17 protein-coding genes and 1 tRNA gene are annotated in these 23,681 nt (G+C 49.2%); 3 read left to right on the forward strand and 15 right to left on the reverse strand.

Annotated features, from left to right (window positions below; all coding sequences use genetic code 11):
• The first annotated feature begins 29 nt into the window (after positions 1-29).
• Complete coding sequence (locus tag CRO74_RS24670) at positions 30-2,384, forward strand: carbohydrate binding family 9 domain-containing protein (RefSeq protein WP_097129864.1); 2,355 nt, start codon at positions 30-32, stop codon at positions 2,382-2,384.
• A 128-nt stretch (positions 2,385-2,512) separates the two neighbouring features.
• Here CRO74_RS24670 and lpcA read toward each other — a convergent pair whose 3' ends face one another.
• Positions 2,513-3,085: a D-sedoheptulose 7-phosphate isomerase gene (lpcA, locus tag CRO74_RS24675; RefSeq protein WP_097129865.1), complete on the reverse strand. Its 573-nt coding sequence runs from the start codon at positions 3,083-3,085 to the stop codon at positions 2,513-2,515.
• Positions 3,086-3,175: 90 nt separating this feature from the next.
• Complete coding sequence (locus CRO74_RS24680) at positions 3,176-4,972, reverse strand: hypothetical protein (protein WP_097129866.1); 1,797 nt, start codon at positions 4,970-4,972, stop codon at positions 3,176-3,178.
• A gap of 133 nt (positions 4,973-5,105) precedes the next feature.
• Here CRO74_RS24680 and upp point away from each other — a divergent pair, with 133 nt between their 5' ends.
• Entirely contained in the window at positions 5,106-5,753 is a 648-nt protein-coding gene (gene upp, locus CRO74_RS24685; RefSeq protein ID WP_097129867.1) for a uracil phosphoribosyltransferase, read from the forward strand.
• A gap of 57 nt (positions 5,754-5,810) precedes the next feature.
• Here the strand turns inward: upp and CRO74_RS24690 are convergent, their stop codons facing one another.
• The 4 genes from CRO74_RS24690 to cysM all read right to left on the reverse strand — a co-directional run bounded on the left by CRO74_RS24690 (position 5,811) and on the right by cysM (position 11,280).
• Positions 5,811-6,452 carry an outer membrane lipoprotein periplasmic chaperone LolA1 gene (locus CRO74_RS24690; RefSeq protein WP_097129868.1) on the reverse strand — a complete coding sequence of 214 codons (642 nt, stop codon included), beginning with the start codon at positions 6,450-6,452 and terminating at the stop codon, positions 5,811-5,813.
• Between the two features lie 126 nt (positions 6,453-6,578).
• Positions 6,579-9,149: an FtsK/SpoIIIE family DNA translocase gene (locus CRO74_RS24695; protein ID WP_097129870.1), complete on the reverse strand. Its 2,571-nt coding sequence runs from the start codon at positions 9,147-9,149 to the stop codon at positions 6,579-6,581.
• 170 nt (positions 9,150-9,319) lie between these two features.
• Entirely contained in the window at positions 9,320-10,387 is a 1,068-nt protein-coding gene (locus CRO74_RS24700) for a quinone-dependent dihydroorotate dehydrogenase (protein ID WP_097129872.1), read from the reverse strand.
• Positions 10,388-10,407: 20 nt separating this feature from the next.
• On the reverse strand, positions 10,408-11,280 hold the full coding sequence (gene cysM, locus CRO74_RS24705) for a cysteine synthase CysM (RefSeq protein WP_097129874.1): 873 nt from the start codon (positions 11,278-11,280) through the stop codon (positions 10,408-10,410).
• A 275-nt stretch (positions 11,281-11,555) separates the two neighbouring features.
• On the opposite strand from cysM, the gene CRO74_RS24710 reads away from it, so the two are divergent.
• Complete coding sequence (locus CRO74_RS24710; RefSeq protein WP_097129875.1) at positions 11,556-11,993, forward strand: LytR/AlgR family response regulator transcription factor; 438 nt, start codon at positions 11,556-11,558, stop codon at positions 11,991-11,993.
• 130 nt (positions 11,994-12,123) lie between these two features.
• Here CRO74_RS24710 and CRO74_RS24715 read toward each other — a convergent pair whose 3' ends face one another.
• The 9 genes from CRO74_RS24715 to CRO74_RS24760 form a co-directional block, all read right to left on the reverse strand.
• The gene (locus CRO74_RS24715; RefSeq protein WP_097129877.1) at positions 12,124-13,827 is read right to left on the reverse strand and encodes an AMP-binding protein; all 1,704 of its coding nucleotides are present in this window, start codon (positions 13,825-13,827) and stop codon (positions 12,124-12,126) included.
• A 485-nt stretch (positions 13,828-14,312) separates the two neighbouring features.
• Complete coding sequence (locus CRO74_RS24720; protein WP_097129879.1) at positions 14,313-16,865, reverse strand: FdhF/YdeP family oxidoreductase; 2,553 nt, start codon at positions 16,863-16,865, stop codon at positions 14,313-14,315.
• 543 nt (positions 16,866-17,408) lie between these two features.
• The gene (locus CRO74_RS32255; RefSeq protein ID WP_262508248.1) at positions 17,409-17,543 is read right to left on the reverse strand and encodes a hypothetical protein; all 135 of its coding nucleotides are present in this window, start codon (positions 17,541-17,543) and stop codon (positions 17,409-17,411) included.
• Between the two features lie 904 nt (positions 17,544-18,447).
• On the reverse strand, positions 18,448-19,944 hold the full coding sequence (locus CRO74_RS24730; RefSeq protein WP_097129883.1) for a hypothetical protein: 1,497 nt from the start codon (positions 19,942-19,944) through the stop codon (positions 18,448-18,450).
• A gap of 63 nt (positions 19,945-20,007) precedes the next feature.
• Positions 20,008-20,439 carry a hypothetical protein gene (locus CRO74_RS24735; protein ID WP_097129886.1) on the reverse strand — a complete coding sequence of 144 codons (432 nt, stop codon included), beginning with the start codon at positions 20,437-20,439 and terminating at the stop codon, positions 20,008-20,010.
• Positions 20,440-20,661: 222 nt separating this feature from the next.
• Positions 20,662-21,000, reverse strand: coding sequence for a helix-turn-helix domain-containing protein (locus tag CRO74_RS24745; protein ID WP_097129889.1), 339 nt, complete (start codon positions 20,998-21,000; stop codon positions 20,662-20,664).
• Between the two features lie 83 nt (positions 21,001-21,083).
• Positions 21,084-21,968, reverse strand: coding sequence for a hypothetical protein (locus CRO74_RS24750; protein WP_097129891.1), 885 nt, complete (start codon positions 21,966-21,968; stop codon positions 21,084-21,086).
• Between the two features lie 142 nt (positions 21,969-22,110).
• Positions 22,111-23,412, reverse strand: coding sequence for a site-specific integrase (locus tag CRO74_RS24755; RefSeq protein WP_097129892.1), 1,302 nt, complete (start codon positions 23,410-23,412; stop codon positions 22,111-22,113).
• Between the two features lie 183 nt (positions 23,413-23,595).
• Positions 23,596-23,667, reverse strand: a tRNA-Arg gene (locus tag CRO74_RS24760).
• Positions 23,668-23,681: the final 14 nt, after the last annotated feature.

Raw genomic sequence — 23,681 nt, forward strand, 5'->3', positions numbered from 1 at the left:
ATTTTTGTTGGTAAGCCATTCACCAGCGTATGTTTCTTTTTACCGTCCGTAACGTTTTTCTGTTCGTCTTTTTACCACTTCTATCACGAGCACAAACTACTCCCATTACCCCTAATACAACTCAGCCTAATATTGTGCAGTCGGACTCAACCGATGACTTTAGAGCCGAAGAGAATACGTATTCCACGAATACAAGCGTTGGGCAGTCGGTAATTTTTGCCCCCTCAGCCCGTCGCCGGGCCATTCAGGCGGTTGAAATAAAGAACAGACTAAAAATTGATGGGCGTCTGGACGAAGCTGACTGGAAGCAGAGTAAACTAGCCCGGCGTTTTGTACAGGTAGACCCGCAACAAGGACGTCCGGCTATGTTCAGGACCGATGTTCGCGTACTATACAATCGACAATTTCTTTATATAGCGGCTATAAATCACGATTCACTTGGCCGGAAAGCGCTGCGCGTGCCCAACTTCAAACGCGATTTCAGCAACCGGGCACACGATTTATTCGGGGTGTCAATTGATGGCTTTAACGACCGGCGTAATGCCATGACCTTCGTGACTAATCCGCACAGTACACAGCGCGATTTGCTTTCGTTCGATGATGTGCTGTACGACGAAGACTGGGACGGTTTCTGGAAAGTGCGTACCACGCGTACCGATTCGGGCTGGGTGGCTGAGATGCAGATTCCTTGGCAGACACTGCGTTACGCACATTCAGTCGATTCAACCCAGTCGTGGGGTATCAACTTCTTCCGTAACCGTCGGTACTCCAATGAACTGTCGGCCTGGTCGCCGTTTCCCCGTGCGTTCACATCCAGCCGGATGACCTATGCCGGGTTGTTAACGGGCCTGAAACCACCACCGCCTTCGCCCAATATCCGTATCCAGCCCTACGTATTGGTTAGTGATGATCGCTATAACGGAACGGAAGTTGGCTACGGCCAGAGTGCCAACGTAAAGCTCGGTGGTGACGCCAAATGGGCGATTAACCCCAATACGGTGCTTGACTTGACCCTAAACACCGACTTTGCACAGGCCGACGTTGATCGGCAGGTTAATAACCTCACGCGTTTTTCGGTATTATTTCCCGAACGACGGGCTTTCTTTCTGGAAAACGCGAGCCTGTTCGGAGCAGGCTTGCCGGGTAACAAAAACTCGGGCGAGGGCGGAAGTATGGTGATCAAGCCGTTCTTCAGCCGAACAATTGGTCTGGCGACGTTGGCCGATGGCACCAGCGGCCCTGTCCCGATTGATGCCGGTGCCCGGCTGGTCTATCGGTCGCTCAACCGTAATTATGGAGGTATGGTTATTCGGCAGCGTGGCGTTCCCGGTAGTCCCACAACCGACTTTGTCGTGGGTCGCTATGTCGAAAACATTGGTCAGCGAAACCGCATTGGGACGCTGTTTACCCTGAAAAATGTGCATGAGACAGATAGTACCGGCAGTCGGCAGAACGGAACACTGGCGCTGGACGGCTTTTTTCGCCTGAGCGAGAAATGGACTTATAGCGCAATGGTCGTTGGTTCCCTGAGTTCGGCGGGAGCGGATCAGGGACTATCAGCCTATAGCCAGGTGATGTACCGCACCAACCAGGTGGTTGGCTGGTGGACGCAATCACTCGTTACGAAGACTTTTAACCCGGAAATGGGCTTTGTATCGCGCAGCGATGTGATTGCTACTACGCCGGGTCTGTATCTGGTTAATCGGTCGAAGTGGTTACCCAAGTGGGTACGTAACTTTGAACCCGGCGCTTTCTTCGAGATCTATCACAAAGCATCGACCGGCTATTTGCAGGAAACGCAGGCCAACTTTAATCCAATCTGGCTGACGTTTCAGAACGGGGGTAGTATCGGGATATTTGCTAATTCAACGTTTCAGCGGCTGGACGATGGCGACTATCGGCCGCTGGGCTTGGCTATTCCTTCGGGCAAGTACCGTTACGTTCGCTATACGACCATGTTCAGTACAGACCCGTCTAAAAAAGTATCGTTTCAGTTCAACGGGGAGACGGGTGCCTATTACGATGGCCATCTGAATTTCGGACGGGCTACGCTGCTTGTTGCGCCGGTTCCGCACGCGGCTTTTACGCTCAGTGCCGAGGCAAACGATTTCAAGAAGGTAGGTGGTTATACCGGCACTATTTCCCTGTATAGCGTAGAGAGTCGGCTGGCGGTTAATCCACGATTGCAGTTAATCAGCTTCTTTCAGCGGAATACGTTTACCGAAAAGAACGCCTGGAATATTCGGCTAGCCTGGGAGTTTCAACCCCTGTCGTTTCTGTACATCGTCTACAACTCAGGAACCTACGCTGGCTCCATTCGCACCATCGACCGCCAGCGCGAGCAACACGTAATTGGCAAGCTGTCGTATTTAAAGCAGTTTTAACCGGGATTTATTTGATTTTTATGATTAGCTTGATTTATCCTTGATGGGGCTTATGAACTAGTTAATTTATTTGACTTATGTAGTTCTTCGGTTGAAGATAAAATCAGGCAATCAAATAAATCCCGGTTTCAGATGACCTGCTTCTCAATCAGCAGGATAAACAGGTGAATCACCTTGATGTGTATTTCCTGAATGCGGTCGGCGTAACCAAAATGGGGCACCCGTATCTCAACGTCGGCTTTACCGGCTAGCTTACCGCCGTCTTTACCGGTTAAAAGGACCACTTTCATGCCTTTTTCGCGGGCGGCTTCAACGGCCCGGATAACATTGGCTGAGTTACCACTCGTACTCAGGCCCAGCAGCACATCGCCTTCGCTTCCCAGGCCTTCGATAAAACGGGAGAAGACGAAGTCATAGCCGAAATCATTACTTACACAGGAAAGATGACTAACGTCGGAGATGGCAATAGCCGCCAGCGACCGGCGATTGTCCCGATACCGCCCGGAAAGTTCTTCGGCAAAATGCATGGCGTCGCAATGCGAACCGCCGTTGCCGCAGGATATAATCTTACGTCCGCTTTTAAGCGCGTCGGCCATCAGGACGGCGGCCTGTTCAATGGCTATTAGATGAGCAGGGTTGTTAAGGAAGGTATCTAAAACAGTCTGAGCTTCGGTTAGCTCCTGACGAATAATATCAAGCATTTTTCTAATCGTAAATGATAAAGTCGTAAGCCAGCAGGAAACGGTGACGTAAACTTAGTTACGACTAGTGGTTTTTCGGCTGTTGACTGACTAAAACACCCAGTTTCGGTAGGGCAGGTTCCAGCGAAGCGCGAAGCTGGCTGTCTGGTCGGTGTAGCTGTTTGGCCGATACTGGCTATCCTGATACCGGTACATATAGCGACCTTCCAGAAATATGTTGTGACGAATCATGTAAGAAACCCGTAAATCGGCATACGTGACCACGGTTTTGCGGCCCTGACCAATAAAGTTTCCCTCATCCCGAAACCGGAAAGTGTAGTCCTTCAAGATGTTGCCGCCATAGTTAATATCAACGGCGGGGTCGGCACCAAACATCATCACCCCAAAGATGCCATTGGCCGATAACTTTTGTCGTTGAAACCGGACAATGCCCAGCCCTTCCATGAAGTTACTGCCCAGCGGGTGCGCCAGTGGTTGACTATAATGTGCATAATTGGTTTGACCAGACGTAACCGTAGGGGAGGACTCGTGCGAATACGTATAGGGGCGTGCCAGGTTGAACTCCGTTTGCAGGTCGAGGTTTGGCACCCCGAAGGCGTCAATGTATTTGGCCCCGAGCTGTACCGCAAATTTGTTTGTCCAGTCACCTTTCCCCGCCAGCAATGGTCTTAGCCGAAATTCATCCAGCATAAACTGGCTGTAGACCAGAAAGTGTGACAGAAAATTAGCTTTAAAATCGATACCAATAAAGGCGTTGTCTCTACTACCCAAACTTGATTCAACGTAGCGGTACAGAATAATAGGGTTCAGGTAACTCAGATCCAGACGGTCACGACTAAAAACCTCCGCTTCAAAAACGCCCACGTTGATGTGATCGCTCAGGTTGATGCTCACATGGTGCATGGCCGCAAATTTGGGCGGAATGAGCTTGTCGTCCAGCACACGGGGCGTTTGCGTGTTTTGCAGCGACGTGAACAGGTTCGTGTACTGAATATTGCGTCCTAAGCGGGTCGATAATTTCAGGAAGAGGTAAGCCGGGCTATTGTCCGATAAGAGTAGCGACCGGAAGCCGTTCCCGAAGAAATTCCGGTCGTGACCAAACTGGACGTTGATGACTTTTAGCGTGTTGAATGTAATGTACCCTCTGGCCGTCAGGAAATCGGCACCGTTGGTGCGGAAAGGCTTCACAAACCCTTCGCCCGGTGCTGTCGTCTGCAGAACACCCTCGGCGTTGTACGTTTGTCCGTAGGTCTGCCCGTAACGCTGAATATACTCCGGATAGATGGCTTGATTATCAGCGAAAAAAGTATAAAAACCTAGCTTTTTGCCAATGGTTCCGCGCACTTCCAGCCCACGGGTATTGACAAACAGCGGGTCAGGTTTGCTGGTCGTTGCCGTTGCCAGACCCGAAAGCGTTTCGGCACCGAAGCCGATATTGAAAACCGGGTTTACGTGTAAATCGACATCCGGTGTTTGCAGGCTGTAGAAGTCAGCCTTCTTTTTGTAAAAATGAGTTAGAACAGGCTTTTTACTGTCACCTGCGGCCGCTGAAGATGCCGGTTCTACCCTTGTGAAGAGATTCGGGTTAAGCGAATCGGCTGGCGATACCCACTCCCAGCTGTCATTCAACAGGTAATTAAAATTGAAATAGTCTGTATCTGAAAAATCACGCCTGGGGTGTGCCGCAACACTGTCGGCTAACTGAACTATACTCTGCCGATTATAAGGCTTTACCGAACTGTGAAACCCGTCGGCCCAACTGTTTTTACGTATTTCGAGCCGGTCAATGATGTGATAATAATCTGCATTGAGCGGAACAAACGGACTTTGTGCCAGAGCTGACAACGAAAGTAGGAGGAAAGAAATTAAGTAAACGTTGATGCGCATGTAACTACTGACCGGAGGTCTTATTGTGCTTATCTTGTGGCTGATTAGGTCATAAAAGCCGCTTAAATTAGCCATTAAGTTTGGATATACGCCAACCTTGCGGCTAATTTACAGGCAAAGACGTCTCCAGACTATGTTTGTGTTTACCCACCAGCCTTCATTGGCCAATCAATACATTGCCGAGCTTCGGGATGTATCTATACAGCAGGATAGACTTCGGTTTCGTCGAAATCTGGAAAGATTAGGGGAATTGATGGCCTACGAAATCTCCAAAAGTTTGTCTTATCAGGCAGTAGCCGTGCAAACGCCCCTGGGTATTGCCAACACACAAGTACTTCGTAAGCAACCCGTTCTGGCAACCATTATGCGGGCTGGGCTACCCTTCCATCAGGGGTTTGCTAACTACTTCGACCAGGCTGAGAATGCCTTTGCGGGTGCCTACCGTGGATACACACCCGGTGGTGAGGATGAATTCGAAATTGCCATGGATTACATCGTAAGCCCTGACCTGAGCGGAAAAACGCTTATCCTCTGCGACCCCATGCTGGCCACGGGCCGTTCGCTCGAAAAAGTCTATCACGCGCTTTTGCGTTATGGCATTCCCGCCCAAACGCACATTGCGGCTGTTATTGCCAGTCCGGAAGGCGTACGGCATGTGCAACAGCAATTGCCGCAATGTCATTTGTGGTTAGGGGCTATCGACGATCACCTCAATGAGCATTCCTACATAGTACCCGGCCTCGGCGACTCCGGCGACCTGTCCTTCGGCCCAAAAGTGTAAAAAGATGTAAGATGTATGATATAGGATGGATTTTTCACAAATCATACATCGTACACCCTATCTCAGATCGACTACCTCTACGCCGGGGTATTTTGATTTGTCGAAGGCGAAATAGGAATCTGGAGCGTTCACGTTGGGCGTGAATTTGGTGATTGTGTACGACGTTTGTTTGCCGTCTTTATTGATGATGAGCCAGTTGCGTACGGACTTGTCTAGTTTATCGACTGCGATCTGTACCGTTTTAATGGCGCTCTTCGGACGGCTGGACGTCAGCTCAATGACTTCGAGGGTTCTACCTGCCTGTTTCTGTTCTTTCAGAAATCGGTAGTCAAAACCACGTTTGTAGATGGTGTATATCTGCGTTGGGTTCAGCTCACTGTTGCTACCGGCATCGTAGTCCTGTACGTTTACCTCGTTTGACTCTTTGATGTAAGTAGACATCGTTTTGCCGTCGGTAAACACTTCCTGACCACCGAGCAGTAACCGGAATTTCTCATTTTTTACGGTCAAATCGCCTTTATACGACTCTTTTGCTCCGCCACCGGCACTGGCAAAGGTAAAGCTGGCCTGATACGATTTCAGTGATTTGTATTTTTTACTCATCGCATCCAGGATACCCTGCGCCCGTTTATCTTTCTGAGCAAAAGCAGGTAGCGTCATGACAAACGCTAAACTAAGCAGTACTGCAAATTTTTTCATTGTTAGTGGAATTTCCCGTCAAGTTAATCCTTGTATTCGTTCGGGAAACGAATCTCTAATTGCTTAGACGAGAAAGTAAGGGGAAAAGTTTAATAATGATTAAAGCCAACTAATATGCGGAGCTGGTTACTCACCTTTTAAGCGCTTGAGTATCTCTTCCAGCGTTTGTAAATCCTGCACGAGCACATCACGAGCTTTACTTCCCTCAAACGGCCCAACAATTCGGGCGGCTTCCAGCTGGTCGACCAGGCGACCGGCGCGGTTGTAGCCGAGTTTGAGTTTACGCTGAATGAGGGAGGTACTTCCCTGCTGATGGATAACGATGAGTCGGGCGGCTTCGTCGAACATCGGGTCGCGGTTAGCCATGTCTACGTCCTTGTCGTCGCCCTGTCCGCCATCGTCGCCAACAAATTCGGGTAGCGCATACGCTTCATCGTAGCCGCGCTGATTGCCGACGAACTCGCAGATGTCTTCGATCTCGTTGGTATCGACAAATGGGCACTGCAACCGAATGATGTCGGAGTTCGAAGACAAGAGCATGTCGCCCATACCCACCAGCTGTTCAGCACCACCCGTATCCAAAATGGTGCGGGAGTCGATTTTTGAGGTAACCTTGAAGGAAAGACGCGCCGGGAAGTTGGCCTTGATCAAGCCGGTAATAACATTTACAGACGGCCGTTGCGTAGCCACAACCAGGTGAATGCCAATGGCCCGCGCCAACTGTGCCAATCGGGCAATGGGTTGCTCAACTTCTTTGCCCGCTGTCATCATGAGGTCGGCCAGCTCGTCAATAATCAGGACAATGTAGGGCAGGAATCGATGGCCTTTGTCGGGGTTGAGTCGTCGCTTAATGAACTTTGCGTTGTATTCTTTCAAATTCCGGCAACCGGCATCTTTGAGCAGGTTATACCGGTTATCCATCTCGATACACAACGAGTTCAGGGTGTTAACCACCTTCTTGGTATCGGTAATGATCGGCTCTTCCGAATCCGGAAGTTTGGCCAGGAAGTGCCGTTCCAGCTTGTTGAACAGGGTTAACTCCACCTTTTTGGGGTCGACCAGCACCAGCTTGAGTTGCGAGGGGTGCTTCTTGTAGATGAGCGATGTGAGCAGTACGTTCAAACCTACGGACTTACCCTGTCCGGTAGCTCCGGCCATGAGCAAGTGCGGCATCTTGGCCAGGTCGGCTACGTAGATTTCATTCGAAATAGTTTTGCCCAGTACGATGGGAAGGTCGAATTTGCTGCTACTAAAGATGTCGCTAGTAATAACCGACCGCATCGAAACCATTTCCCGGTTTTTGTTCGGTACCTCAATACCAATCGTTCCCATACCGGGCATGGGGGCAATAATCCGGATGCCCAGTGCCGACAAACTCAATGCGATGTCATCTTCCAGACTTTTGATCTTGGAAATACGAACACCTTTGGCCGGAATAATTTCATACAGCGTAACCGTTGGCCCGATTGATGCCTGAATCGAGTCAATTTCAATACCAAAGTTGCGGAGCGTATTCTCGATCTTCTCTTTGTTAACGGTCAGTTCATCGTCCGAAACCTGCGCTTTGCGGCTGTTGGGATAGTCCGTTAGCAACTCATTGACCGGGTACTGGTACTGCGGTAGATCAATGGTTGGGTCATACAGCCCATGCAGCGCTACCAGATCGTCCTCTTCAAACGGGTCCGGCTCAAAAGTAGGAGCAGGGGTGGCGCTCAGCTCTTCTGCCGGATCGGAGGTGTCGGCTATGGCTTCCCGGTTTTTGATCGTAAGCGTAACGCCCGTTGATTGGGCGATAACCTCCGGCAAAGGCGTCTCCGGTTCTCGGGCAGGGGGAGTTACCGGAGCAGTGGCAAACGTATTGGCCAGTGGTGTACGAACCGGTTCGGGCGCTGTTTCTGCGGAGTCTTCGAGCTCCTGTTCGTCTTCATCGTCGGGTTCCTGCTCACTTTCTTCATAAGTCTGTAATGAATCAGACGACCGCCGGTTAGGTTTAGTGAATGCTGGCTGGGAAAAGGTGGGCAGCTTGATCGACCGTACATCGAAGAAATAAATGACGAAGCTAAAGAGTGCAAAGGCAATGAAGGCCAGATTTCCCCAGCCGAACAGACTGTAGAGCCCTACGTTGAACTCGTAGCCAATACCTCCGCACCAGACGCTGGCCGTTTCGGCCGAATCGGTAACGAGAACAATGTAACCCAGCATGAGACTGCTCCAGACGGCGGCAAATAAAAGGCCCGTTGTTGTCCGGCTTAGGGGCAGCAGTTCACTCCCAAAGGTCATTTTGTAGCCAGCCAGAAAAACGATGATCGGTATGGCCAGCGCGCCCACGCCGAACCAGCGGAAAACAAACACATGTGCCACATAAGCCCCTACTAAACCGACCCAGTTGCGGGTTTCGGTTCCCGATTCGGCCAGTGGTTCGGAAAAGGCAGCGCCTACTACACTCTGATCGGCCGGGCCGTTGAGCAGGTAGGAAATAAACGCCACCAGTAAACCGAGCGCCAAACCCATTAGCAACACGCCTAATGTTAGGGTCGAACGCTGATCGGTAAGCCATCGGTCAAGTGCTGCCCCCCAGTTGAACGACGTACTCTGCGAACGCCCGGGCGATGGATTGCCATCGCGGCTTGGTCGCGGACGTGGTTCAGCAGGTCGTCGGAGTGTATTTTGGCGGGGCGAAGTAGTTGGTTGTGCCATGCGTTGATTTTAGGCGGTAGCTACTGGTAAATTTCTCATTTTTTTACCGAGAAACTATGATGAGAACGGTGTATACACACAAAAATTTGACTACCTGATTATACGGCGAGGGGTATGGGGGGTGGGGCATAGGGCAAAGGGTAGGGGCGTAGGTAATGAGAACCTTACCCCTATGCCCTTACCCCCATGCCCTCTGCCATCAGCAGTCCCTTGTTGATGCGTTTGGCCAAAGCCGGGCCTTCGTAAATAAAACTCGTGTAAACCTGCACCAGACTGGCACCGGCGCGGAGTTTCTCCTGAGCGTCCTCGGCCGAGAAGATGCCACCAACGCCGATGATGGGAAAGGCACCGCCCGATTGCTGATGGAGGTAGCGGATAACTTCGGTAGCCCGTTCGCGCAGGGGGCGGCCACTTACGCCACCGGCCCCCAGTTGGGTAACCGTGGCCGCGTCGGTTGCGAGTCCATCGCGACTAATGGTCGTGTTGGTTGCAATAACTCCCGCAATGCCGGTTTCGGCTACAATACCAATAATGTCGTCTAACTGACCATTGGTTAAGTCGGGAGCAATTTTTAACAGGATTGGTTTAGGAGCCGGACGCTGGCGATTTTCCTGCTGAAGGGCCGTCAGGAGTTGGGTGAGGGGTGCCCGTTCCTGCAAATCACGTAAACCCGGCGTATTGGGCGAACTGACGTTGACCACAAAATAATCGACCGCATCGAACAGCTCCCGAAAACTGATCAGGTAATCGTTCAGGGCCTGTTCATTCGGGGTATCTTTATTCTTGCCGATGTTTCCGCCAACGATCACCTGCCGTCCACCCCGGTTCTTCGCAAAATGCCGAAGCCGTTCTGCCGCCGGACCTGCTCCTTTGTTGTTAAAACCCATCCGGTTGATCAGACCGCCATCGGCTTTCAACCGAAAAAGGCGGGGACGTGGATTGCCGGGTTGCGGCCGGGGAGTTACCGTACCGATCTCAACGAATCCAAACCCCAAGTCGCTCAGCTCACTGATTAGCTCCGCATTTTTGTCGAATCCAGCGGCCATGCCTACTGGATTTGGGAATGTCAGCCCAAACACCGTGCGGGCCAGGCGCGGATCGTTAACGACGTAGAGCGAACGAAAAAGCGCCGAAACGCCGGGAATCGACAGGGCTATTTTCAGAAAGCGCGTTACGGTATGGTGAATGGTTTCCGCATCGAAACGGAAGAGTAGGGGCAGAATAATATGCTTGTACATGAGTACAAAGATAACTGTAACTAGCCAAACAGGTCGGAGGAAAGATAACGATCGCCACGGTCGCAGATGATGCAGACGATAACGCCTGATTCGAGCTCCTGCGCCAGTTGAACTGCCGCGTGGACAGACCCGCCACTACTCATGCCCGCAAAGACACCTTCTATGTTGGCCAGTTTACGGGTCATGTGGGTGGCTTCGTCGGCCGAAACCTCTATGATACGGTCTACGCGCTGTGGTTCGAAGATTTTAGGCAGGTATTCGACGGGCCATTTTCGAATGCCCGGTATTGAGGAGCCATCGGTAGGTTGGCAACCCACAATCTGAACATCGGGATTTTGTTCTTTCAAAAAGCGGGAGGTGCCCATAATGGTCCCCGTGGTGCCCATCGACGAAACAAAATGGGTGATTTCTCCGGCGGTATCGCGCCAGATTTCGGGGCCTGTTGTCCGGTAGTGAGCCAGGTAATTATCAGGGTTGGCAAATTGGTTGAGCATCAGAAAGCCGCCTTTCTGCACCTGTGCATCGGCGTAATCGCGCGCACTCTCAATGGTTTCGGTCAGGGTCACTTTAGCCCCGAAGGCTTCCATGGTCAGCACACGTTCGCGCGTTGAGTTTTCAGGCATGACCAGCTCAATGGGAATGTCGTAGAGTCGGGCAATCATAGCCAGTGCAATACCAGTATTCCCGCTGGTGGCTTCAACGAGTGTCATGCCGGGTTTAAAGTCACCACGAGCTAATGCACCCTGAATCATACTGACGGCGGCCCGGTCTTTTACACTACCGCCTGGATTATTGCCTTCGAGTTTGCCGTATAGCGTAACGTTGGGATTTGGATTCAATCGATTGAGCTCAACCAGAGGAGTGTTACCGACCAAATCAAGCAGGGTTGCCATGCTGATGTATCAAAAAAATGTCCTGTAGTTTTCAAGGAGAAAGAGGCTTAATAAGTTCGCCCGATGGACTGTTTCCCCAAAAAAGGGCACCTGTTTCCCTGAATTCAACTACCCTGATCATGGTATTTTTAGCATTAAGAGCTCATTTTTAGGAGGTAATGCATTGGCTAGCAGGTAATAATTTGTAAACTTGGTAACGTATTCATCCCGCCAGATGAGCACATTACCAGTCTACTTGATAACAAAAGTATTCACACCCTTTTTGCCCCAATACCATGAAATCAACCCTAGTGCCCCATCCTCTGACCAAAAGAGAAGTTGAACAATTAGCAGGCGAGTTTGCCATGTCAGATTTGACTCTACCGTTTTGGGGGTATCGTAAAAAGATGCCCATGCACCGCATTGTCCGGCTGGAAGGTGAAGGTAACTATACCTTGTTTCACTTCGCCGACGGAAGCCAGTTAATGGTATCGCTGACGCTCAAGAAAATGGAGAGCCGACTTTCGTCGAAAGTGTTTGTTCGGCCGCACAAAAAAAACATTATTAACTTGCTGTATTTGGAAGGTATTTATCCCGGAGAGCAACTTTGCGCGGGTCTTATTAATGGCGATCGGGTAGAAGTGTCCCGCCGGAAAGCAAGTCGCTTTATTAAGCAGGTAAAGGGTTTCCAGCAGGAATTAAAAACGATGGATAGCTTCTCACCAATAGCGTAAAAGCTAATGTAGTTCGTAGCCTGGTTGAAATGCAGGTTAACGTGAAATTCAGGACAGCTGAATATCTATGAACGGCAAAAAAGGGGCTTCCTTACTCAGGAAGCCCCTTTTTTGGGAAAACTAAACGCGACTACTTCGCTAATTTGGCTAACTCTTCATCCCGTAGAGGTTTGCGAAGAATCTTACCCACATTCGACTTCGGCAACTCCGTCCGGAACTCGATAACACGGGGTACTTTATAGGCGGTCAGGTTCTCACGGCAGAATGCCTTGATGGTGTCGGCCGTCAGGTCTGGGTCTTTTTTCACCACAAAGATCTTAACCACCTCCGTCGACTTCTCGTCGGGGACACCAATGCAGGCTACTTCGAGCACACCCGGACACTGAGCAACGACATCTTCGATCTCGTTGGGGTAGACGTTAAAGCCGGAAACCAGAATCATATCCTTTTTCCGGTCGACAATCTTAAAGAAGCCTTCCTCATTCATGACACCTACATCACCGGTTTTAAACCAGTCACCCAGCATGGATTTGGCCGTTTCTTCGGGCCGGTTATAGTATCCGCTGAACACCTGCGGGCCACGGGCAACTATTTCGCCGGCTTCGCCAATGGCCGCATCGCTACCATCGTCCCGGATGATTTTCATTTCAGTACTTGGCCAGGGTATGCCAATCGTACCCACCCGAACGGAGCCGTCGATCGGATTGGAGCACAGTACCGGCGATGTCTCCGTTAGACCATATCCTTCGCAGGGGGTGTTACCGGTCAGTTTCGTCCAGCGTTCGGCAACGGATGTTTGCAGCGCCATACCACCCGCCGAAGTTACCTTAAGGTGACTAAAATCGACTTCACCAATGCGGGGGTTATTAAGCAAACCATTATAAAGCGTATTGACGCCCGTAAACGCGGTGATCTTGTACTTTTTCAGATCGTTGATAAACGCGTTCATATCGCGCGGATTGGTAATCAGCAGGTTCATAGACCCGCTTTTCAGTGCTGCCAGCGCGTTGGTCGTTAGGGCATAGACATGATAGAGCGGTAAAGCTGCTACGATGATGCCTTCGCCATCGGGAATGCCACCGGGTTTCATCCAGTAATCCTGTCCTTCAACGTTAGCCAGGATATTCCGGTGAGTTAGCACAGCACCTTTCGAAACGCCCGTGGTCCCGCCGGTGTACTGAACAAATGCCATGTCCGTATTTTTGATCGCTACCGGCTTAAAAGGCTGGCTGCTACCCCGGCTCAGGGCATCATTGAATGAAATAGCGTCGGGCAGGTTGTAAGCGGGCACCAGTTTCTTTACATACTTGACAACCGCGTTGACGATCTGCTTCTTGGGAAAGCCCAGCAAGTCGCCAAGGGAGGTGACAACGATGTGCTGAATGTCTGTTCGGTCCAGAATTTTTTCCAGATTGCTGGCGAAGTTGCTCAGGATGACAATGGCTTTCGCCCCGGAATCCTTAAACTGATGCTGCATTTCGCGGGGGGTGTAGAGCGGGTTCGTGTTGACAACCGCCAGACCCGCCCGGAGTGCCCCAAACATGGCTACCGGATATTGCAGCGTGTTGGGCATCTGAATGGCAATCCGATCCCCTTTCTGAAGCTTCAGTTCGTTTTGCAGGAATGAGGCAAACTGGGCCGATAGCCTGTCGACCTCACCAAAGGTGATTTCTTTTCCCATGCAGGAGTAAGCTGGCCGGTCGGTAAACCGGCGGAAGCCATCTTCCATCAAAGCTGCCAATGATGGGAAAGCATCTGGATTTATCTCATGCGGCACCTCTTTAGGGTAAAAACGGCGCCAGGGATACGGATTTAGTGTTGACTCAGTGTTCATGTAGTGTACAGGTTTTAGAGCGAAAATGAATTCGTCTGTCTTAAATAGGTATAGTAGGTATGAGTTATGGTACCTGGATCAGGTATCCGCAAATCATTGATACGTGCAACAAAACTAAGGAAATTGTTCAATCTGTGCCTATGTCAAACACCTTTATACTAACGAAATACAAACGCCGGACTTGTTGAAGCCCGGCGTTTATATGTTGTCCATTTGTACAGGAATTATACCGTTCGTACAAAATGAACGTCTTGATGCAACGCTAAGGTTGAAATTTTCGTCATATACCCAGCGCGTAACAGCGTTTAAGTTAAGAAAATAGTGCAGAAACGCCGGGCCACTGATGTGTTCGGCGTTTTTAGTTCGTGCAGTGAATGCAAGGTACGCACTATTTTAACGACTTTCTCTATGCCCGGTAAATTTTGTAACCAGTTGTAACTATAACTCCATAACCTCCTTGCTTTACGCAGGTTATGAGCCATAGATTAGCTGGCTTCTACGGCTATTGGAACCGCCGACGTGCTTCCTTCGGGTAGACGTTCGGCAACGGCCTCTACCGTGACAATAATAAATTTCGACGTTGGCGTATTGCTGATGTAAGCCACGCTGGCAACGGGAACCAGCGGGTTCACTTCCGGGTAATAAGCGGCTGTGTCGCCCTTCGGAATGTTATACGGAATAGCAATGAACCGTTCCAGTTTCCGCTGTTGTCCTTCAAAATGGCTCGTGATATTGACTAACTGCCGTTCCTGGATACCCCGTTCTTTCATGTCCTGCGGGTTCATGAAAATGACCCGGCGCTCACCGTACACGCCCCGATACCGGTCATTGTAATCATAAATCGTGGTGTTGAACTGGTCATGACTGCGAATGGACATCATCACCAATTGATCGGGTTCAATCTCGTGCCTCACCATGTCGGTGACGGTAAAGTTAGCTTTGCCATTTTCGGTCGTGAAGTTCCGCTCGCGGGGGCCGTTGGGCAGGTAGAAGCCGCCGGGTATACGAATTTTCTCGTTGAACTTGTCAAAGCCCGGAATCACGCGGGCAATAGAATCCCGGATGGTATCGTAGTTTTCGGTATACGCTACCCAATCGACCTTTGTACGCTCCCCCAGCGTAGTCAGGGCAATGCCGGATATAATGGCCACTTCACTCAACATTTCACCTTCCAGCGGTTGCAGTATGCCCTTATTCATACTCACTACCCCCATCGAGTTTTCGCAAGAGGTGAACTGATGCCCCGACTTCTGCATGTCGATATCCAGGTGTGTGAAGCAGGGCAGCATGAGAGACGTTTTGCCCGTAACGAGGTGGCCGCGGTTGAGCTTAGTACTGATAAAAACAGTCAGACTCTGTTTGCGGATAGCTTCTGCCACCAGTTCTGTATCGGGAGCGGCCGAAAGGAAATTGCCGCCCAAACTTATAAAGACATTCGTTTTGCCTTCATGCATCACCTTGATCGACTCTACGGTGTCGTGGCCGTGTTCGCGGGGTGGCTCAAAGCCGTATTCTTTTTTCAACGCATCCAGAAAGTCGTCATGAGGTCGCTCCCAGATGCCCATGGTACGGTCGCCCTGCACGTTGGAGTGGCCGCGAACGGGACAGGTACCGGCACCGGGTTTGCCAACGGCCCCTTTCATCAGGTGCAGGTTGACAATTTCCTGAATGCTCATTACCCCATTTTTCTGCTGGGTAAGACCCATTGCCCAACAGGTGATAATCTTCTGTTTGGGCGCAATGATGTTGGCCGCTTCGAGCAACTGCTCCCGCGATAGGCCGCTCATTTCTTCGATATCCTCCCAACTGGTGTTCCGAATCGTTTCCAGAAACTCGTCGTAACCGGCGGTATACTCCTCGATGAATTTGTGGTCGATCACTTCGCCAGGGTTCAACTCCTCGGCTCGCAGCAGGTGTTTCATGATGCCCCGCAACACGGCCATGTCGCCATTGATCTTCACCTGTAGATGCAGATCAGAAATGGGTGTGCCTTTACCGAGCAATGTGCCTACGGCTTTGATGGGATTCATATAATCCTGCGGATTTTTGAAGTGGCTCAGCCCGGCCTCGTGCAACGGATTGATGGCAATTATCTTGGCCCCCTTACGTTTAGCGATTTCCAGCGCCGAGAGCATACGCGGGTGATTGGTGCCGGGATTCTGGCCCATGATCAGGATAACCTCCGCGTCGTGAACATCATTGAGCGTTACCGAACCTTTACCTAAGCCAAGGGTAGGACTCAGCGCCGAGCCGCTGCTTTCGTGGCACATGTTGGAGCAGTCGGGCAGGTTGTTGGTGCCAAACTCTCGTACAAAAAGCTGGTACAGGTAAGCCGGTTCATTAGGCACCTTCCCCGATGTATAAAAAATGGCTTCATCGGGCGATTTCAGCGCGTTCAGTTCATCGGCCACTATCTGAAAGGCTTCCCGCCAGGCTATGGGCCGATAGTGCGTATCGCCGGGTCTGAGCACCAGCGGGTGCGTTAACCGACCGGCATTGTTCAAATCCCGGTCGGTCATGTGCGACAGATCGACCAGGCTGTGTTTGGTGAAAAACTCGGGATCGGCCCGTCGTGAGTCGGCATCAGAAGCCGTTGCTTTGGCCCCGTTCTCGCAGAACTCCGCCACCGACCGATGATCGTCGGGGTCGGGCCAGGCGCAGGACGAGCAGTCGAAGCCGTCTTTCTGGTTGAGTTTCAGAAGGGCATGGGTACCCCGGCCAACGCCCGCTTCGCTCCACGAAAACTCCATGGATTTAAGTACGGCGGTAACGCCAGCGGCCACCGTAGCGGGTTTGCCGAGTTTTAGGCCGGTGAATTCTTCGGGCGGCTGCGCCAGCACCGGGTTTTTATGTTTTGCGCCCACGTTATCAGGAGTTGGGAAAATACGTTTGTCGGCATCCGGTTTCCCCTGAGGGTCGTAGTGGTCGTTGGTACGCTCGGTACCCTGACCGGGGCGATCGCCACTCTGGGGAACGTTGTTAACATCCTGTTCGGCCGGATTGCTGGGCCTGCTCTCGTTATTGGGCGACTTTTCCATAGTATAGGGCGACCTGCAGGCCGAAAGTAAAGCGTTGACAAAGTACGTAACTACCTAACGAAATCAGGGGGGCAATGGCCTGACAGGCTATCTGTTTTTGCCGTATTTTAATGGTAATTACCCGTTAATGAATTGTTGAGTCAGGTTGTTTTGAGAAAAAGACAAAGTAAGAGTGTGATTACTAACGGAATGGTGAGTGTATATTGCCCGGCCGCTTGCACACGGCAACCTTGCATGAAAGGTGAGTATGTTACGTGTGCGGTTTAAGCTAGTACGTAGGGATGTCTGCTTAGAAAACAGTTCTGAAAACAGAAAAAGCCTTCACACTGTATGTATGAAGGCTTTTTCTTGTGTTGTGCTCCCGAAGGGACTTGAACTATTGTTGATATTCAGATAGTTACAAGGCATTTTTTTAGTGGTTGACGGAATAGTTGACGGTTTGCCCAATATGCGAAACTATTTATGCATCAGTTGACGGTCGGGTTGACGGAGGTTGTAACTTTAGACCTTAATCGAGCGGCCTTTACTGGCTACTTGGTTTGGTCAGAGTCGGGCGGGTGGTTCCCCCGGCTCATTGGGTCGGGTGGGTGGTTCCCCCGGCCCGTTTTTTTTGCGCGTATCGTTCCCGCCTTCGTGCATTGTGGCTGTCACGTCGTACTTTCTCAATTGCCTGTTCATGTTCCCTTAACCAGATCATAACAGCCTTAAAAATTGTAGCCCGGTTTGGTTGTCCCTTTTTGCGTCCCCGGTTTTGTGGCTGGTTGTCGCGGCTGAACTGGGTTTTAACTCCGTTCTGCCAAATGTCATATCTAGGCATCGTCCTAATTCTTTCGTAGTAAATAACCGTTAAATAGCCGTTAGTCATGCATTCCGTGCCCGCGTATGACTGACTGAAATAAACTTCACAAGTACGCGCCCGCGTTATGACCGTGATAAAATCTTACTTGAGGTTTCCGCCTTTACCTGACTCCGAAAAACTTACACGTGTGTGTATTGACTGTGGAAAAACCTTTATCCCTTTTTTATGGACTCCGGAAACTCTTTAAGTCCTTCTTAATACTGACTAAAAAAAACTTTAAACTGTCCTCCCTCTCGTGCGCGTTAGGGACTCCAATAAACTCAAATTATCTCCAAACACTGAAATGGTATGTTGAGAAGATGTTGAGAAGAACGTGTTAGGAACTCCAATAAACTTAATCTATCTCTAAACAGCCTTTATATACGAATCTCCCAACGTATCCCCTTTCAATACTCCAGCGCGGTCAGTAGTCGGTCAGTTGGGGACGGTAGCGTTTGCTCCTCTTTTGGTCTACACTTCTGTGAGTTTATATTGAGACAATATAGAGAAGTACTCCCATTGAGGTATATAGCCGTACAACGGATAGCCATTTAATTACAGACACAAATTGACACATATGGGTATAAAGACTAAGTTTTACTAAGGTGTATCTTTCCCTTATACAGGTTCTTCAATGTTAGCATTTGTTATCATTTTACCGATAAATCGAACGACCCTAAATGTTAGGTTTTGTTAGGTTGTTCATTCGCAGGAGCCGCCCGTCAATGTTGACATTTGTTGACGTTATCCTAGTCTTACCTCCCATGGTGTCCCCTGCCAATGATCGAGCAAGGCCCGTTTGTCAGCAGGTAGTCGTAATGTGCTGGAGACATCAAACAAGGTAGGTTCACGGTAAATCTTGAGTACCGCCCGTTTTAGGTTGTTACGCGGGTTACTGTGGGTGTTACGGACGTTATGAGCTGCCCGGTTATAATCGTCCTCTTTTGAGCCTTTGGCGTATTGATCGAACCGACTGTTTAACCTCATCAGCAGGTCATCGTTATTGCGTAACATTTTGGCGGATACGAACCGACGAACGCCCCGCCCTACCTTGGGAGTTGAGGGAATTGATACGCCCGTTATTGGGCAAATAACCGCCCCCGGTTGTGTGTTGGTCGGGATAAACGGTATGTCCTGTTTTAACTCTAAATACAAGGGGTTAAAACGGGACATTTCCGGTTTTTGAGGGTCGGTTAAAACGGGACATTTTTCTAGTTCTGTCACTGGTTTATCGCTCTGGGTAGGCGATTCAGCAAGGGGTGAAATGTTAAGTTTTGTTAAGGTGTACCAAACCGCCCGGCGTTCGTTAATTCGTGTCAGCAGGTCATCGTTAACGGTAGTTAGTTGCTCCCATTTCTGACGGATTAACCCGGCTGTTAATGTCTGCCAGTTTTCGCCTTTTTGGTGTTTCTCAATTAACGCTCTGTATTTGCGCTCTGTGCGTTGCAATCGGTGCCTATAGGTGTTTGCCTGTCTGGGTGTAAGATCGTCGGGTATATGCCAGAATTTAGGGTTACGCCCGTTTTGGTAAACGTCACGTTCTTTCGCCGTTAATGTTGCCGGGTTGATTGTTGGGTCATCGAATAGTATTTCGATAAAGGTGTCAACCAGTAACGTACCCAATATACTGTAATTGGCAACAGTCAGCAGGTCGGTTAATGTGTCGAGCCGAACGCCTGTTTTTTTGAAATACTCCATCCTCAAAACCTTCACCTCAACCCGTAACAAGTTTTCTCCCAAATTGAATTGATGACCTTTGTCGTACAACTTTACAACATACCGTTGTGTCACACATTGGTAATAGGGGGTAGAACTGTAGGTGTCGAGGGTAAACGGTTTGTTCTTATAGCTAACAAGGTTGTTGAGGACTCGGGTAACCGGAAACGGCAAACGAATATTAACGCCAAATTCTACATTGTTAAGTTTCGAACTGAACGGGTTAACGCCGTAGGTTGTCACAAATTGATCGAGCGCGGTTATCAGGTCATTAGCGGTAAAGTCATTAGCATTGTGTAAACCGTTGTTGTGGAACTTATGTAGGCTCCCTTTAATCTCAACCCGATATCCGCCCGTTAATCGAGGTATGAGCATAAATTTTATTCCTCTGTCCTGAGCGGTGCGGTTACGGTCGAGAATAGCCCCGGTTTGTTCATCTATGGGTAAGGCAAATAGTAGGCGGTCGTGTGTCAGCAGGAGGTCGGCACTTACCGAAAGATCCTGTATTTTGATTCCGTCGTACATGGGATAGTGAACCGCCCCCGGCTGTGATCGTTGGGGGCGGTTGTTGGTCTGGTGTGAAGTTGATTAGAGTAAACCCCGTACTATTACCTCCGTTACGAACTTATCCCGTTGGTTGGGATAGGGACCGCCAAAACCGGGAAAGTATAGAATAGTCAGTGTATTTGCATCGGGCGTAAATCGAGCCAGTAGGTAACTATGGCTCATCTTGCCTCCCTTGCCTTTTGAGCGAATACTACCCGTATATACATCAGCGTACCGGGTTGGTTGTAACCCTGTGAAGAAATTAGCCTTTCTTTTTCCGCTATCCTGGTCTTTTGTTTTTGGACCTGATAAAAGTAGATCGGCGTTAATATCCCGGTTAAATCGTCTATCCTCAACGGTTAAATCTTGAGGAACGGCCGTAAATCCCGGTGGGCAAATACGAAGCTGGTAACGTCTCTTTTCGTGGTTGAGGTCGTGTACTGTCCGTCTGGTAATGGTTGGTAGAACAATCATACGCCCTCCTCCTTTTTGGTCCCTACCGTCAGACCTTCTACAAGTGTGATTAATTCCAATGTCACTTTATGCTGTAATGAGTCGAGGGCGTATAATTCGGCTGACTCATTATTGAATAGCGCAACATTGCATTTGTAATGGTCGAGGGCGTTTAATAATGCCCTACATTCACTCATTCGGTCGTTGCTGGAGTTGTCGACCGGATTGCAGACTATTGGAATGTTAATTACCATGGGTCCGGCCCTCCACTGCCTTACTGTGTTTAAAACGGCGCGGCTGTTTCAGCGCGGCCATTACGTCAGTTTTACGGTATCGAACGCGCCCGTTTATCTTGAGGGGAATTAAAACAGCATTACGGTCGTCGGTGTCTGTTGCCCAATCGTGTAATGTCGTGAGGGACACTTGCAACGTTTCAGCCGTTTGTCGACGTGTCAGCAGGTCCGGGAGGTCAAAGCCTGCGGGGGTGGGTGGTGTGTAGTTCGCTAACTCTGAGCGAACTATTGCGCGGAAGCTCTCTATCAGTTCCGGCGTAGGCTGTAGGTGTAATGTAATATTTTGCATAGTCGTAGCGGGTTTGTGTCTGAGCTACGATGCAAAATTGATTCAACCGTATAGGTGTAGTGGGTATGTAGTAACTACGAACTTTATTGTTTCTTTCGACCGATGACCAACGGAATTCCCAAATCTTTTTCTGTTATGAGGTTATTAGTCTTTTCAACAATAGAGGGTAAGTTTTTAGGATTTCTGTCTGTGTTTGCGTTACCATAAAGAGCCGTTAACGCGTTTTTTACGTTACCCTTAGTCTTTCCAAAAAGTAACGATAGAACGCTGTATTGTTTCTCTGGCGGTAGTGTATGGAACGTTCCGTTAAGAATACCACTCTGATACGCCAACAAAATTTTTACATTTAGGTCTATCATGCCCGGCTCCGTTGTTTTTGGCTCCTGATCGGTCGAAGTAGGCAAAGATTTAGGTTCCTCTTCTGGTTCACCCAAATAACCGCTCAACTTTTCGCCGTTCTCTTTATAGAGTTCTGGGGCAAACTCAGTGAGCCTTTTTACTATAATTTTAATGCATCCTCTCAAGGTTGCAGAGATTAAATAAACCTTATCGTAAAGGGTTTTTATGTGTAACGCCTGTTCATCCGGTAACACCTTTTCAGTAACACTATTCAGGTTCCCAGATTCATCAAAATGATAATCTATTCCTCTTGCATTGTGAACCCCTATTTTAGCCTTTTCACTCAATTCAAAGGAAGGTATCAAGTTTTCTAAAAGTAAATTCACAAGGCGTTTTGAGTACCTATCTTGTAGTTTCGACTCATTACCAAACCTGTGCCAGCAATCCATTAACTCTTTGTCTAATTTTCCATAGAATTCATGTTGTCGAAAGTTATTCAACCAACCTACTTTATCGTTATCAAGAGCAGACGGTTGTATTCCAAAGGGACTGGCCGAACAAACGAAAAGGGCAGTTTGTAGATACTCTTTTGTTAGTTCTAATGCTGATATAGGTTCATTGGTTGGCATTGCTGGCCTTGGTTTGGTCGGTGGGTAACTATGCTGAGGTAGACAAAAAAGGTTACAGTAAAATTGTCCTTACCCCTGAGAGAAGTGAGAAATAACCTATACATATGTTTGGGTTATTTCTCCTTACTCCATGGTATTCTCTTTACTGAAAGTGTGCATGGTCGAGTAACATTACCGCGTTTTCCTGCGACGATATTTTGATGTAGCGTAACAGCATCTTTTCCGAACGGTGTCCTGTAATCTTCATAATGGCAACAGGTGGCACTTTCGCGAGGTAGGCGTTTGTAGCAAATGAACGTCGGGCTGTATGAGTCCCTACCAATTCCCACTTTGCAGGATATCGGGTTTCATTGGCTCCGCCCTTTGTCCGGCTCACTTCAATCCGTTCTGTAAGTCCCGCCCGTTTGCATAATTCCTTTAGATGGTCATTAAGCCGTTGATTACTGATAGGGCGGGGTGGCACTCCGTTGTATTTAGCGACGATAGCGAGGACTTTGGAGTTTAGCGGTATAGAAACTCGTTCGGAGGTTTTGAGCGTGTTACGCGTCAAAATACGGTCTTTGATATTCTCCGCCCGAAGGTGCATGAAGTCTGAGAACCTCAACCCCGTATAACAACCAATCAAAAACAAATCTCTTGCCTTATCCAGACCTGGCGTACTGGTCAGGTTGAGGTTATAAAGTTTCGTCAGTTCGGTTTCTGTCAGATATACGCTATCAACGTCCTCCGAGAACTTTTTAAAGTCCTTATGCTCAAATATGGTGTTTGTATGTAGCCCGTCGCCGTGTGCCTGTTTCAGCATCACTTTTAAATCTTTCATCAGCGACCCTACATAATTGAGCGTTAACCCGCGCCCGGTTAGCCAACCTTTGAAATTATTATAAAACTCAAGGCTATACGCGGGGTAGTCAATTTTCTGCCCTGTAGCATTGCTGTAGTCCTGTAACAACCTTTTTAGTTTGAGGTATCCCGCGAGGGTGTAGGGGGAGTAGTGAGTACTTTTTGCATTGAGCCGACGACCGGCGCGGCCCTCATCAACAAATCGTTCAATAAACTGCATGAACGTTTCCTGAGCCGTTACAACAACCGGTGCGGGTTTAATTTTCTGAACGTGTCCTAGTTCTGCGTTGAGGTGCTGTTTTAAAATGGTATTGTCCAGAGAGACAGTAGCCAGTTGTAGCCGGGTTAATATCTTCTTTAACGCGGCTCTATGTCGGTCGAGTCCTGCGTTGATCGTCTGGTAAGTTTCCCGGTCTGCGCGGCCCTTTTGATTTGTGTAGGCGCGTTGATCCTCTGTGTTCCACTGATAGGGGTCTATGGTTAGTCCCGTTGAATACACGAAGCGCGTGTTATTGTAGCGGTAAACTAGGGAAATGAGGGTAGGGCGGTCAGCGCGAGGGTCTTTGAGCAAGAACTTTATGTTCTCATCTGTAATCGTTTTCATTGGTCTAACTTGGTTTGGTCAGTACCAAGTTACAAACAATATCAATCCAGTTGACGGATTGGTTGACGGATTTAGTTGACGAAACTGTATTTCTTTTAATAAAGTACCGAAAAGGAAAAAGGCTAATCAGTTGATTTTGAGCTACATTAACTCTAATCCTGATTAGCCTTTTTCCTTAATTTGTGCTCCCGAAGGGATTCGAACCCCTATCGTCGGTACCGGAAACCGAAATTCTATCCATTGAACTACGGAAGCAGGCAATGTCCCTG

It is taken from the genome of Spirosoma fluviale (genome assembly GCF_900230225.1).
GTDB classification, from domain to species: Bacteria; Bacteroidota; Bacteroidia; order Cytophagales; family Spirosomataceae; genus Spirosoma; species Spirosoma fluviale.